The 15,806-nt window shown below is 31.3% G+C and carries 9 protein-coding genes; 3 read left to right on the forward strand and 6 right to left on the reverse strand.

Going from position 1 to position 15,806, the window contains the following annotated elements; all coding sequences use genetic code 11:
• Window positions 1–969: 969 nt before the first annotated feature.
• The 3 genes from hlyIIR to M1D73_RS18045 form a co-directional block, all read right to left on the reverse strand.
• The gene (hlyIIR, locus tag M1D73_RS18035; RefSeq protein ID WP_121868212.1) at window positions 970–1,575 is read right to left on the reverse strand and encodes a hemolysin II regulator HlyIIR; all 606 of its coding nucleotides are present in this window, start codon (window positions 1,573–1,575) and stop codon (window positions 970–972) included.
• Window positions 1,576–1,952: 377 nt separating this feature from the next.
• Window positions 1,953–3,191: a hemolysin II HlyII gene (gene hlyII, locus M1D73_RS18040; protein ID WP_121868211.1), complete on the reverse strand. Its 1,239-nt coding sequence runs from the start codon at window positions 3,189–3,191 to the stop codon at window positions 1,953–1,955.
• Window positions 3,192–3,494: 303 nt separating this feature from the next.
• The gene (locus M1D73_RS18045) at window positions 3,495–4,727 is read right to left on the reverse strand and encodes an N-acetylmuramoyl-L-alanine amidase (RefSeq protein WP_121868210.1); all 1,233 of its coding nucleotides are present in this window, start codon (window positions 4,725–4,727) and stop codon (window positions 3,495–3,497) included.
• 954 nt (window positions 4,728–5,681) lie between these two features.
• Between M1D73_RS18045 and M1D73_RS18050 the strand changes: the two genes are divergently transcribed.
• Window positions 5,682–5,936: a SunI/YnzG family protein gene (locus tag M1D73_RS18050; RefSeq protein WP_000900695.1), complete on the forward strand. Its 255-nt coding sequence runs from the start codon at window positions 5,682–5,684 to the stop codon at window positions 5,934–5,936.
• A 78-nt stretch (window positions 5,937–6,014) separates the two neighbouring features.
• Here the strand turns inward: M1D73_RS18050 and M1D73_RS18055 are convergent, their stop codons facing one another.
• Window positions 6,015–8,927, reverse strand: coding sequence for a VaFE repeat-containing surface-anchored protein (locus tag M1D73_RS18055; protein WP_121868209.1), 2,913 nt, complete (start codon window positions 8,925–8,927; stop codon window positions 6,015–6,017).
• A gap of 571 nt (window positions 8,928–9,498) precedes the next feature.
• Between M1D73_RS18055 and M1D73_RS18060 the strand changes: the two genes are divergently transcribed.
• Window positions 9,499–9,852: a hypothetical protein gene (locus M1D73_RS18060; protein ID WP_000473483.1), complete on the forward strand. Its 354-nt coding sequence runs from the start codon at window positions 9,499–9,501 to the stop codon at window positions 9,850–9,852.
• Window positions 9,853–10,223: 371 nt separating this feature from the next.
• Here the strand turns inward: M1D73_RS18060 and M1D73_RS18065 are convergent, their stop codons facing one another.
• A complete protein-coding gene (locus tag M1D73_RS18065; protein ID WP_000773522.1) occupies window positions 10,224–10,664 on the reverse strand; it encodes a hypothetical protein in 441 nt (146 codons plus the stop codon).
• A gap of 631 nt (window positions 10,665–11,295) precedes the next feature.
• On the opposite strand from M1D73_RS18065, the gene M1D73_RS18070 reads away from it, so the two are divergent.
• On the forward strand, window positions 11,296–12,549 hold the full coding sequence (locus M1D73_RS18070; protein WP_000513034.1) for a sensor histidine kinase: 1,254 nt from the start codon (window positions 11,296–11,298) through the stop codon (window positions 12,547–12,549).
• Between the two features lie 304 nt (window positions 12,550–12,853).
• Here the strand turns inward: M1D73_RS18070 and colA are convergent, their stop codons facing one another.
• Window positions 12,854–15,769, reverse strand: coding sequence for a collagenase ColA (gene colA / locus M1D73_RS18075; RefSeq protein ID WP_000844553.1), 2,916 nt, complete (start codon window positions 15,767–15,769; stop codon window positions 12,854–12,856).
• Window positions 15,770–15,806: the final 37 nt, after the last annotated feature.

Below are 15,806 nucleotides of genomic sequence, written 5' to 3' on the forward strand. Positions count from 1 at the left end.
TTTTCTTTTCAGTAAGATCCAATTATCCCTCTAACCTAAACCTCATAATTAAAGGGAATTTAATCATGGTACTCAAGAGTTTTCATACATTTCAATATACCTATAACTTAATTTAAAATCACATTTCCAGCACTATATTTGCTTTCCTACAGATTTTCTGTCTTGTTCTTAATTCTGTCAAAATCCTCATGTAGCTATACAAAGAATATATGCTACTATGATATTAAGAAACTATGCGTTCCCTTAACCCTGTATCCGGCCCTGTATTTATTACAGGGTCTTTGTTTATTTTATTTACTTTTATTGGCTTATAAGGGTTAATACACAACCAATTTCAATTAAAATTGTTTAAATGTTAGTTAGAATTTGAAATAATATATCTATTAACTTTTTTAACAAATGTAATCTAATATTAAATTTCTAAATCTATACTGTACTATACACCAGTTAACACTATATAAATAGTATTAACTATCTTAATTGAATATTAGTAATAGTAAGTATAAATATTATCAATTTACTACATCTTACATTTATGTAAAAATAAATACATGTTAAGCTTTTTCAAAATCTTTCCCCTAATAAAGATTTGAAGTAGCATTTCATGATTCTCCTTACTGTTAATATGCCTTGAAAAAGAACCCTATAGGGTTCTTTTTCTTCTCATTATAACCTCAGTAAGTCCATGCAAAAAGGACTGCTAGTTATTAGAACATTGCTTCATTTTCAAAGAAACAAAAAAGGAATCCTTTACGGATTCCTTTTTGCAATGCACTCTTTTTCAAATGGTACATTTTGTACCTACTTTTAGTATACCTTATAATCCCTATAAGATAAATAAGATTAAATTGAATTTACTTCATTTATTTTCATAAAAGTATATAAATCTATAAATTAATACTACTAGGTTCACTTCCAAAAGGTTTGTATTTTTTCAATAAAAAGAATACATTATACTTCTTTATAATTTTACACTTTAGGTTTATCTGTTAATGCAGTAACAATCCTATCCACTAAGTCTTCTGGCATCCATTCATGATTTATATCATTCGTTTCATTTGTCCCTAAAGAATCAATAAACTTTTTAAACTTTGGAAATAAAACAATAGAAGTGATCCAATGTATCGTATGATTTATGGAGAAGAAATGAAAAGCTCCTTGCTTTTCACCCTCCTGTAATATTTCTTTTAACTGTTCAAAATTACCTATGAAATACGGTTTAATCTTTTCTAATCGTGCACTTTCCTTAATAATCTCCTCATATGCCAATGATCCAATTTCAGGGTTCTCTTTTATATGTGTAGTAAAAACCGTTAAATAGTCTCTAAGGGCATTGATAGGATCAAATTGATTCTTCTCAAGAAAATTGGGTAGCTCATTAGCAAGACCATATTTCTTAAATACCTCATAATATAGGTTTTCTTTCCCGTTAAAATAGTAAGAGGCCATAGCAACATTCACTTTCGCTTCTTTTGCAATTTCTTGTATGCTCGTACCTTCGTAGCCACGCTCTCCAAATTTTTTCTTAGCAGCCTTTAAAATATTTTGCATTGTCTGCTCTCGAGATTTCCCCATTTCACACACCTCAAATAGTATATATTTCACTTCAAAAACCCAATAAGGACTTTGAATAGAGTATCTTTTTAATGAAATTTAATTATATATTTAAAGTGGTAACTTAACAACCGATGAAGTTCTGATTACTTTAAACAATATCCCCTTGCGTAATATCAATAGCTTTCAAATACTTTACGCTCTTTTCTAATCGAGTGAAAGTCTGGACAAAAAACATCTAATATTATCTTAACTTCGTGTGCAAACAAAAAAATAATAAGGACCAAAGTTTATCTATTTTATAGATAAACTTTAGTCCTTTCATTACATTATACAGATTTAAAATAAACTCGTATATTGATGAGATAATTATCCATCAATCGGCCATCATTTACTGACTAGATCTGTTTAATCTCGATATAAGGTCCTTTAATGTTTAATTTGTTAATATCATTAGAGATATTGCCTACAGTTGATTTTTCATTAAAAGTATAGACCTTTTCACCATTTACAAAGATACCCCAATTTTTATCTTCGTAACTGATACCATAACCAGCATTGCTAGATGTAGCTTTAAGTTGATTTCTATTCATTGAAAGAGATAATTTCCCTTTTCCTTTGTTAAGTTTATCATTCACGCTGTTGATACTATTCATTTGTTCTTCAAGGGCTTTTTGGTTATCAAGAGTAACTTGATGGTTTTTCCAGTCTAATTTATAGTGGTTCGTAAAGAATTCATTATATGTATCTTTATTATTTGTTCCCCACCATTTTGAACTTACCCATTCGATATTGTACTGATCTGAAATTCTACGATTTGTTATTTTTAAATCTGATGTAGTTTCTGTTTTATCAGCAGTAATAACCGCTACTACGTTTGGAGAAAAACCATATCCTGTTAAAGCTGGTACTGTATCTTTTGAAACAAAATTATTCGTTCCTTCATTATAACTACGTGATTTCATAAATAGTTGATTACCATAGAAAGTATTGAATGAATCACGATTATAAATTCCCCACTCTGGGAAGTTAAATGATTGGAATCCTACTTTCCAATTTAATTTTTTATCTGTGTGGGTCTCTAATACCGTTTTATAATCTACTTGATCATAAGATACACTTTCTTTCCAAGCAAAGCTACCTGTGATACTTGCATCGGCATTTGGCCCTTTATCATTTACTCCTACTTTAACACTTCCACCAAGTGTATACCCTACCTCCGAAGTGACCTTTGCTGAAGTCATTGTATTAACTGGGGCAGCTTTATGGAATTGAGCACTATCACCACTTGTTATTTCTGCTTCAGTATGATAGGCTGATGGCCATTTTAAACCTGCGTTATAGTATCCGCTATTAATTGTATATTTAGCATCTATATTACTACCATCAGTGGTAACAATTGCAATCTTTTTATCTGCGTAAGGATCCTCAATAAAAGAAACCTTTATTGAATTTTTGATATTTTGCTTCATGTCATAAGTAGTTTTAAAACTATTATAGACCTTCCCACCATTTTGAAGATTTTCTACAGTTCCTTTAGAATCTGCAAATGCAGATGTTGCTTGTAAACCAAATGATCCAGACATAATAACGGACGCTACCGCAACGCATTTAGCTATTTCTTTTGCTTTTTTCATACAGACAGCCACTCCTTCTTAAACATTTAAAAGATATAAATATATTATTTCTAGTTCACAAAAATAGAGATAGATTCATAGCCATACAATATAGAAATTCATTAACTTTTATGACACTAACTAAAAACACATATTTCACTAATCTTCCTCTCACTATTATTGATAACTATTATCAACATTATTAAAACATAAAATAACGATTTAAACAACAATTTTAAATACAAATTTAAAATTGTTGTTTAAAAAAATTAAAAAAATTATAGAATTCTTCATTTCGAGAATTACTATATTTTCAATTACTTATTACAGCCTATATTCAGATACATTATTTCCTTTCCATTCATAATAATCTAAAATTCCTTCATAAATGGCTTCTGCTGCAATTTGTCTGCCATTTTCCGTAGATAATTTACTGTAATCAATACCATTATCTATAAATGCCAGTTCCGTCAACACAGCTGGCATGTCATTTTCCCTTATAACATGAAGGTCTCCATGTTTAACTCCTCTGTCTCGTGTTTGAAGTGCCTCTACTAAACGTGTTTGAATTTTTTCCGCTAAAACACGACTTTCTTCCACATGAGGATTTGTTTTTTCAGATTTAGAAGATTTATAGTAATATGTTTCTGTCCCTTTTGCATTACCATTAAAAGCATTTGCATGTACGCTTATAAAGATATCACCCCGATTTTTCTTAGCAAATTTAACACGTTCCTGTAAAGAACTTTTTTGATCATGTCCTGGTCTATTATCAGATTGACGAGTTAATAAAACTGTAAATGGTGTATGCTTTTCAAGTAATTGTTGTAGACGTAAAGAAGTGTCTAGTACAATCTTACTTTCAGGTAATCCCTTTGTGGATTTCCCAGGATCTTCGCCACCATGTCCAGGATCAATAATAATTGTTTTGCTTTCTAATGGGTTTTTTTGACGATGTTGCATCATATCTGTTTTTGCAGTAAGTTGAGCAGCTTCAGCACGTGCTATAAATCTATTTGGTTGCCAACCGTTCTCGGTACCATTAGAGATTTTTAAATCTATTAAAATATTGGCATATTTTTCTCCCCAATGACCTTTTAAATCTTCAAATCTAACCTGATCATTATGATTTGGTGTGCTTTGTAGTTTATATGCATTTACTAGCATCGTAGCCATAGCAGCGCGAGTTACTTTTCCGGATGGATTGAAGATTCCATTACCCTCACCTTTAACAATACCAGCTTTTTCAGCAGCAGCAATATACGGAGTCGCCCAGTGGTTTTGTGAATCTGTAAATGATGGTTTTGCATTAGAGTCAATTTGTAGACCTAAAACTTTTGTCATAATTTTTGTAGCCGAAGCTCTGTCTAATGAGTCATTTGAACCGAAAGTTCCGTCTGGATAGCCATTCAATACCTGTTTATCAACTAAATAATTAACGGATTTGTCCGCCCATGCAGGAACATCTGGGAACTTATGAGTATTTGCAAATGTATTAGATGAGTAGGATAATAGACTTCCAGCAAGAATTCCTGTAGCAATTAATTTGTATTTCAAAATGTAACACCTCTATCAAGTTATTACAATTTGGTAAATATATCATTTATAATTAATCTTTAAATAATACGACCTTGAATAAAGAATAGATTAAGTTCTTCGCATTACTATATAGCAGATAATGAATTTAAAATCGAACTATTACTCCAAAAATAATCCTCGGACATACACTTATAGATAGAGATTATTAAATATAATTACCAACATTGTGTAACCAGTATAGTTACTCATATATATGAGTGTCAATTAAAATAACCTTACACTTTTGTAAGATAATCACCTTAATAGTAAACCAAGTAATTATTAAATAATATAAATAGTTACTACATATAATAAAATAATAATCTTAAATTTTGAACAAAAGCTAATTATTTTGATAGAAAAACAACTTATAATAACCACATTTTTAACAATGCTTTTGAATCCTACTTTACTCTATAATTCTCTGTTATATCCCAACGTGAATGCTCCTATACTATAGTCAATTGCTGCAATGAATACTACAACTTATAATATTGTATTCCCTCAAAAAACATCTCTAGAAGCCACCTAAAGTAGCCTTTATTAATACACCCACACAATCCATCTTTTCACTCCCTTAAGACATCCTCAAATTTTACAAGGAATGAAAAAAGAAGAGGGATACCTTCCCTCTTCACCAAAAAAATTAAAAAACACCTTAATTTATATCCCCTGCCCTTTACAATCTCACGTCTATTGATAGCCAGTTTAATTCTTCAATTCTATTTTCGTAGATCCATATATTCTTCTAAAGTCTGTTTTTGTTTATATATAGTTCTTAACAGAAAGACTGTATATCCTTCTATTTGTTTGACATCATTAAAATGCTCACAGATATAAATAAATTCTATTCCTACATATAGATAAAAAATCTAAAAATTTATATAATAAGATTAGAAGTGTAGCATATTATTATTGAAGGGTCTTGGTATAATGCTAGGCATTAATGTAAAAAAAACAAATGAAGAGTTAATTATTTCATGGCAATTGGCGGAGATTACAATTCCATTACGTGATGTGATTGAGGTTACCGAAGATGCTACCTATGCTGGTGTTGAAGAAGTAGATGTAATACGTATTGGAACAGCTTATGGGACAACAGACCGTATTTTAATTAAAACAGTAAAACAAAATTATGTATTATTTACTACAAATAAAGTTGCTATTTTAAATGCCATTCACGCTTAAATATAGGAGTCTTCTTGGCTAAAATGATAAAAATAAGCACATCTTGTTATAAAAACAGATGTGCTTATTTTTTAATTTCTATGCATTTTTACGTTTTAAGAAAATCACTCCACCAACAATTAACAGTAATGCTCCTGCAGCCATAGAGATCCAACTTGTAAGATTAGTACCTGTTTGCGGTAACCATCCAATTTTAGATTGAATTTCTTTCTTAAGTTGTGGTTGTTCTTTTACTTGCTCGTTAGGTTGCTCTGGTGTTGTCGTATTTTTACCTGAATTTGGCTGTTCTGGTTTTGGTTGTTCCGATTTTCCCTCTTTAAATTTCACTGTTTGTCCCTTATCTTCAATTTCAGCGTGAATAGCTACTAATATATTATCTTGATACAGTTCTTCAAATACTACTACTTCTTTACCTTGTAATGCAGAAGCATTGAAAGTGAAGTCTAATGTGATAGAACCATTCTTCTCTTTAGCAGTAAACTTAGATTCTACTGTTACTTCTTTACCATCAACTAATAATGGCTTGTTTGTTGCTTTATCCACTAGTTTACCTTTTACTACGTACTCTTTACCCACGATTAAGTCTTTGTATTCCACTTTATCTTGGATTGTTACAGATTTAGAAGCATCTAACTCTTTAGAACCATCAGCTTTGTTTGTTGCTGTCGTTTTTACTGATGGCTTAACGAACTTAACTGTTTGACCTTTATCATTGATATCAGCATGTGTCGTAACAACTTTTCCGTCTTTCAATAACTCTTCGAATACTACTACTTCTTTTTCTTCTAAACCAGTTGCATCAAAAGTGAAATCTAGTGTAATAGAACCATTTGCTTCTTTTGGTGTAAACTTCGTTTCAGCAGTTACTTCTTTACCATTTACAACTAATGGTTTATTAGTCTCTTTATTCATTAATTTACCTTTTAAAGTATACTCTTTGCCTACTTGTAGGTCTTTGTATTCCACTTTATCTTGGATTGTTACAGACTTAGACGTGTGCATTTCTTTTGTACCATCTGTTTTATCAGTAGCTTTTGTTTCTATTGAAGGAATCTTTTCATCTTTGACAATGTGTTTAATGATTTGACCATTCTCTTTAATTTCAAAAGAGAACGTTTCTTCATTTAATACATAACCTTTTGGTGCAACAGTTTCTTTATATGTGTATTTTCCAAATGGTAACTTTTCAAATTTAGCGATTCCTTTATCGTCTGTTTTTCCTTTTACTACTTCTTTTCCTGCTTCGTTATAAATCGTAAATTCTGCATTTGGAAGCTTGTTATTTCCATCAGCTACATCTACCTTTGTAATTTCTAGATCACCTTTGATAAGATGATTAACTGCCAATAGCTCAATAATCTTTCCATGTTCCTTTATTTCGAACATAATCGGTTCTTTAACAAGAACGTAACCATTTGGAGAAGCCTTTTCTACAAATGAATATTTACCATACGCTAAATCTTTGACGTTAATCTCACCATTTTTATCTGTCTTATATTCCCCAACTACTTTTCCACTTGCATCTTTTAGCTCGAATGCTGCACCTTCTAATTTTTTACTAATATCTTCATTATCTACTTTTAGTAATTTTACACTACCTTTCACTTCGGTATTTTCCACTGTAAAAGTAAGTGTTTTATTGTGCTCTTTAATTTCAAAAGGATACTTTGTTTTATTTCCAATATATCCATTAGGTGTTTTTGTCTCTAAGAAATAATATTTACCATACGTAAGACCTTCAACGTTTGCAATTCCATTTTCTTTTGTTACTACTTTTTTCACTTCTTTTCCATCTTCAGTGAAGACTGTGAATTCAACATTTGGTAAAATCTTTCCTGAATCACTAAGCTTTTTAATTTCGATGCTACCTTTTACTTTGTTATTTACTATTTGGACAGCTCCTGTTTCTCCTGTCTTAACTTCAATAGTTTGTGGTTTATCATCTGAAACATAGCCTGTTGGTGCTTTAATTTCTTTTAATGTGTAAGTACCAATTGGTAAGTTGTTTAATTCTGCCATACCATCAGCACCAGTCGTGATTTTTCCGACTGATTCATTATTTACATTAAAGACCTCAAATACTGCACCAGCTAAAACTTCTCCATTTTCTCCAACCTTTTTAATTTTTAAAGAACCAGCTGCTTCCCAATTTACTGCAAGATCACTACTAAGCTTTTCTTCATTTCTCTCTAATAGTACCGTAGCATTCTGAACAGTATCCGTACCACGGTAAGCAATTGCTTGAACTTTAGTTAAATTAGCAGCAACACTTAAATTAAATTCACCCGTTTTTGTATTCTTAGGAATTTGGATACGAAATTTTTCTCCAACTGAAAGCTGATCTTTCACTTCTCCATTTTCACTTACAATTCTAACTCCATTAGGTGCATTTTTCGCTACTACCTTATAAGAACCACTCTTAGCATTTGTTTGTACTGAATATAGATTTGTTTCGAAGAATTCACCCTTTAATTCTGCTTTTTGCTTTTCAGCAGGAATCACATTCATAAAAACATCTTGAGTCTCTTCACTATTATTAGCATTACTAATAATAGCCTTAGCTGCTTTTTCAACATTTTTATTCTCATGTTTTAATTCATTTACATCGAGTTGACCTAATGCATTCCAAACCGCAAGTTGCGTTGCATAATGCGCTTCATTTTTATTAGCTACTCCCAGCTGTTCAGCACTTTTTTGCGGGAAACCATTTAATAAGACTCTATATACTACATTATCTGTTTTCCCCATTTCAGGAAGATCTTCACCATTTGGTGATTTTAATCCAAGGGTTAAGCAATAAGCAATTTGACCACTTGAATTTTTAATCATTTCAGTGCGAATGTACTTACCTAGACTATTACTATAACTCCAGTCCATTGAATATTTCTCATGCGTCATAACCTCTGCACTAGCCCTAGGTAAAAATACATTAAGGAATAATGCCAGTACTGATAATAATGTAAAAACTCTTATAATGACTCTCTTACCCAATTTTGTAACCTCCCTAGAATAAATTAATCCGAGTATATATCGCAATATCTAAAACATTCACGATCGACCCATTTATCATTATAAAACAATAAATTACAAATATTAAATAATTTTAATAAAATAGTCAAAAAATTTACACATTTTATTATTTATCAAGTTTTTTAACGAATTTACTATATACAAATTCTAAAACACGCCTACAATTTAAAAGACAAATATGTATGTTAAATATATAAATAGCAATTCCTTTACTCCAGTTATTAAGCTTTCCCCTATTAAAAATATCTTCTTCATTTTCTTGTTAACCTGAGTAACTTATACACCTCTTCTAATCTATTACACTCCTCCATTTAAATATAAAGGTGACTTCTCGTTCAAAGAATAAAGTGAAACTTTAATCCTCCCGATTCCCATCTAACTTCCTTGCTTTCATTGAATTTTTGGGCGGGAGTCTTACTGCCCCAAAATAGCGGAATATATTATGCAATATTGCATTTGATAATCATTTTCACTGTAACTATAATGATTACAGGGTTACTATTAATCCAATATTCTACATGGAGGTTTTATTATGTTTAAAAAAATTATTGTATCTTCTATGGCGCTTACTATGTTCGGTGGAGCTGCAACTATGCTAGAGGCACCTACTGCTCAAGCAGCTTCTTATAACTCAACGTCATCCTCTTACTTTGATGTCACTCCTGAAGAGGCCGTGGCTTTCTATCAATCTCAAGACTATAAAAAATTAAAAGTATTTTTGGATGACTTTGAAGCAAGAAACCCTTATACTCCAGGTGGAGGCTACGCTCAAGGGAGTGTACGTATGCAAAAATTCAACGATGCTCTTAGAGATGCAAAATTAACAAATGTCTACCAAGAATTTATTAGAATCTCATACTACAATCATTATCCAGAACCAAAATAATAACAACGGATTAAATGTTTATTATTTCTATAACTTAGCCTAATTTTAAATGTATAACCTAAAAATAATTACTAAAACCACTCATATAAGGGTGGTTTTTCTATCTCCCCATATAATTTAGCGGAATGTTACATCATCTTTATTTTAATATGTTTTATAGTAGACATTCTCTAGTTGACACAATCTAGTAGGTTAGCAATGGGAATATCAAAATATATTTATAATTATTTTCTGTTTAATAGCAAAAAACGAACACCCTCTCACAATTAGATAAGGTGCTCGTTTTCATTTTTATCGGTAATTCTCAATTCACTTTAGCTTCTTTCCAATAAGTAAAGATTAAATTAACTTAAAAACAAAGCGTTTTAAAGTTAATTCATAGATCTTACTGAAACTTGGAATTGCCCCTTAGAACCATCATCATTTGAAACGTAAATTTTATATGTTCCATTCGGCAATGGAGATAAAGCATTCCGTACATTTGTAACATTAATTTGTTGTTCTCCAGGTTTTATATAACCACCAACAATTAGCTCTGTATTTGGACCTTTTACACTATATCCCATTGTATTTTGACCATTATTTTTCATAGAAAAGCTTAAGTCAGTACTCCCATCATATACGAAAGAAGTTACAGCCTCGCCACTATAATCCATTGTTTGGGTTAATAATAAGTCTGCAGAAACATGTTCAACTACATGAATTGGATCATTCGTTTTGTGTACTTCTTCAGCATAAGTATTATTCCCTAACACACCAAGTGTTAATGCTGAAACTACTCCACAACTAAGCACTAGTTTATTTAACTTCATTTTAAGTTCCCCCTTGATGTTTGTATTCTATTACCATCATACATCCTTTTTTAAGTGCGTTTTTATGTAATAATTCATATCTATAAACCTATATATTTTAACTTTCTGCCTTAATAGTTATTGAGAAAGCCACATAGATAAAGCTACAATATTACACTTCATAAAAAACTTATAAATTTTAAAATCTTTTTCTAACAAAGTTTTATACGAGGAAGTACCAAAATACTCAAATAAATAGCATTTCTATTTCAGATAAAATGTACTAATAAAATTTTTCTAAAATTTCACTTTGTAATTTGATATATTCCATGTTAATATAACGAAGGCTACAAAACAGGAGTCACCACACATATCATTTTCACAGAATATTCATACTTAAAGAACCTTATTTTATCAGTAACTCAATCCCAATTTTACCTATACAAAAGTTAGTTTATAATTTCATATGCACATGAATTTAAATAGATTTTTTATCTATTATTTTTTCTATTTTCCTTATCGATTTTAATACGAGTAATATAACAGCACTTTTCAAGTACCCTTCCTTTTTAGATAAAAAGTCTACTAATACTAAACATCTTTGTCCAACTCATACATAATTCTACTTACAAACTATCGGAGATGCAAAACTATGGGAATTTCTACTCTTTTATTAAATACCTTTATTATAATAATTTGTATCCTTAGCTATCACGTACTCTGGCTAGAGTTTAAAGAAAAAATAACATGTAATAATATGTTATTTTCTATCCTTTCCTCCATTGCTATTATTTTTTGTATGACTTTTCCTTTTCATTTACATGTGGGATTTATTTATGATTTACGTTTTATTCCTATTATATTAGTTTTTCTATATGGAAATACAAAAAACATTGTTTTTATAGGAATTTTATATCTTTCTTACCGGTTTTACTTAGGAGGAAATGGCGTTCTTCCATCATTTATTATCTTCACTATTATTTTGGGTATAACAATGCTCTTTCGTTACTTATTACCTATGTATTTTAAAGAAAAAAAGATATTATTAAGCTTACTTCTTATTTTAGTATGTACAGCTTCACTTTCTATTTGCGGTATTGTAACTCAAATAAATACAGGAGGTAAAATAGACTCTACTCTCATAGAATTTTTATTAAATTATATAGTCATTAATATTTTCACAGTATTATTATCAGTTTATTTTATAGAGGAAATGATTGAGAAATATAAAATGAAAGAAAAACTGCAACGGGCTGAAAAATTTTATATAGCTAGCGAACTAGCAGCGTCAATTGCACACGAAATCCACAACCCACTAACCACGGTACATGGATTCACTCAATTATTAAATGAAAAACATGCCTCTAAGCTATCTCAGGAGCAATACTTAGAAATCATGTTAATTGAAATGCAGCAAATACAATCTACTATTAATAACTATTTATCTTTAACCAAACCACAGAACACCCTAAAAGAGAAAATAGATATTAATCACATTTTAAATCAGGTGAAAGATACTATTTCACCACTCGCTCTGTCATACAAAGTTGAAATCAAACAAAATAGTACAGATTCCTTTTATATAAATGGGGACCCCGAAAAATTCAAACTCTGTCTAAACAACATCATCCAAAACGGAATTGAGGCTATGAAAAATGGTGGATTATTACAAATAAATATACAAAAAGTAAAAGAAAATATCATAATTGATATTATTGATTCAGGAATTGGGATGTCATCTCAACAAATAAAACGAATTGCTTTGCCATTCTATTCAACAACAGAAAAAGGAACTGGGCTTGGTACTATGATTGCTTATAGTATTATTAGAGAATTAAACGGAGATATAGAGATAGAGAGTGAATTAGGTAAAGGGACACGTTTTTCTATTAGTATCCCTTGCTAACGTGATAACAATTTTCTATTTAGTTAATTACATAAAAGGATCAGATCTTATCTATTGTTACAGATATACTCTGATCCTTTAGTTTAATTCAATTAAAAACACTTAATATTTATAACTTTTCTTACATCGTGATGAAATACTAGTTCATCGATTTTATCTCATTTACTGATTAGATTTGTTTAATGTAAATATAATATCTCGCGATACTTAATTTGTTATTATCATTAGGGACATTTCCTGCAGTTGTTTTTTCATTAAAGTACAGACCTTGTGCCATTCATTGAAAAAGACAACTCCCTTTTTACTACTTCACTTCCACCGTATAATTCCCTGTTCCACCACCATACTGATACACATGTAAATAATACTTCCCTGGATACGTGTAGTAACTACCTACTAGTTTATTCCCTTGTTGCTGAGCATACGTAACATAATTATTTAAATCTGCTTCAGAATAAAGTACCCAGTTCATTCCGATATTATTTTCATTCGTTACGTTAATTTGAAGGTTTTTAGCATTCTCCACATTAATTTCAAAGAAGTCACTTGTATCGCCATTTCCTAAACTAGCACGTAAAACTTGATTTAACTGCAGTTTGTTTGCTGTTTGGAATGAGTTATTCGGTTCTTTTTCTACACTGTTATCTTCTTTCTTTTGAACAGTTACAGTCGCTGTAGCAGTATTAGTTGCTCCTTTATCGTCTGTTACTGTTAATTTAGCCGTATACGCTCCTTCTTTTGTATATACGTGAGTTGGATTTTGCTCATTACTTACTGCTCCATCACCAAACTCCCATTTATATGAAATAATTTTCCCATCTTCATCTTTTGATCCGTTGCTTGTAAATGAAATTGCTTCATTTACATTTCCACTATACGGACCGTTTATAACCGCAACTGGTGCTTTATTCTCTGCCCCTTCTTCCGTATCAATACCATGGAACACAACATCATATTCAAATTGTCCTGATGCATTCACGCGATAATTTACGAAGTATGCTGTTACTGTTTTATAGCCTGTCCATTCCTTTACACTTAAACGTTTTAACGTATCATTAACGTTTTGTGTAATTGTTTTCCAATCTTCATATTCTCCTTTTGCTGCAGTTCCTGTATATGTTCCTTGTAGTGTGAATGTATTAAAGAACTGTGATTTATTTTTCTTCACTGATACATTTTTCAATTTTGCTTCCGCTGTTATTTCTGCTGCAATATCTGAAACTGGCTTCGATGCATGATTCGCTAAATAATCGTCTGATACTAATGGCACATTATACTTCTCACGATTATCAACTAGCATTTGCATATAGTCTTGATATTCTTTATTTAAATTCGCATCTTTACTTAATGTAGAGCGATATGCATCATATGCTGTTACATCATTTTTCCTAATAAGATCATGTATTTTATCGAACATATCATATCTCTTATTGTACATATACGATTGTAAAGCAAAGGAATAATTATAGAAATCCCACGTTCCATACTTTGCATTTAACGTTCGCTCTGCCGTATAACGCTCTGCTGGATTTGAAGATAATCCTCCTATAATACTCTTTCTCGGTACAACATTATCCGTTCTCGTTGCCCCTGCAAAAAATTCAGCATTCCCTTCTTCAAACCAAGATAATCTTTCATTTTCATATATTTTCCCTTGTCCCCATAACCCTGGTACTTCATATCTACCTTGTAAATAATGCGTGAACTCGTGTCTGAATAATTCTTCTAAACTATAAATACTTTCTTCTGGCGTACGCTCATAAGTAAAGAACGTACCTGTTCCTTCTATATAAAGACCACCGTTATTCGTTTCATAACCGTACAATTGACGATTAAATTGATATTCTGCTGGGCTATTATAAATAACCATCGTTAGTACATCATCAGGATTTCCTTTTTCTAAAGGTTGATCACTTTCAACCGTACGATGGAATTGTGCCTTCACTTCTTTTGCCGCCCAATATAAACGTTTTACTTTTTCTTCTGTCACTTTATCTCCAGCTTTTAAAACAATTGCCCCATCATCAAACGTATACGTTTTTGGCAAATATTTTTTCTTTCCATCTTCTCTTATTTGATCTAAATTCACCACTTTACCATTTGCATCTTTTCCGCCATAATTCGTTGCGATTTGCTCAGCAGCTACGAAATATTGCTCCCCTAAATACGGATAAATTTTCATCGCATCTGTTACAACTTGTAACCCTTTCGTTCCTGTACTATGGAATGTACCGAGTCTACCTGTATAATAAATGCCATTATTAATAAGCCAACCGTTTTTTGCTGTAATCGTTCCCATTAATGCAAAACGACTTAGTTCATTAATATAACTATCTATTTTCTGATACCATACTGTATCTTTCGGTGCTTTCCTCGTATCGTACAAATACGATTGAATGTCGTAATCAACACCTTGCATAATATCGTAAATAGCATTTCCAGCTGAAAGATTATCTACTAATGTAGAAAAATTATCATTATATTGTTTAAAAATCTTTGCAGCTGATGTTATCGTTTCCACATCACTCGAAGCGTTTCCTATTAACTTTCCGTATGATGATACCACTCTATTTTGCTCTAATGTACCCAGCTTGAAATTTGAATTGTTAGCTATCGCTTTTAATGCAGGTAAGCATTTATCATGATAACTCCGTTCATTTAATTTACTAAGTTCCGAATTATAAAATCCTAAATAAAATCCTGAACGCAATACCTCCACTAATGTCTCAATCCCTTTTGAATCATCCTTCGTATAGGCTTGTCCTTGCTGCTTCAATTTATCAATAATCGCCTGCATCCTACTATCATTTTGATAGAATGCTAGACTGTCTGTATTAAACTGAAATAGCCCCGTAATTTGCTCCCAATCAATTGTTACAAGTAAATCTACTAACTGCTGATTGCTTAATTGATTTAATTCAGCAATTGTATAAGTTTTCGCTACAGCTAATTGCTTACTTTCTTTTTTCACCTCAGGTGGTCTTTGTGATAAATCGGCAAATTGTAGCCTTTTCTCAAAAGACTTGCTTTCGAGCACTTTCGATGAATGAGCTAATTCTTGTACTGGTAGTTGTACACCGACTGGCTCCATTTTGAGCACATTTCGATAAGAAACTTGCTCTCCCTTAGTATCTTCTGCCAAACTGCCCCCTTGAAAACTCCCTAACATTAAACTAGCAAAACTTACCCCTACTAACATTTTCTTTGAATAGCTTTTCATGCTCTCCCCTACCTTACATTTTTAGTGTCCCGCTCCA

It is taken from the genome of Bacillus sp. PK3-067 (assembly GCF_056738645.1).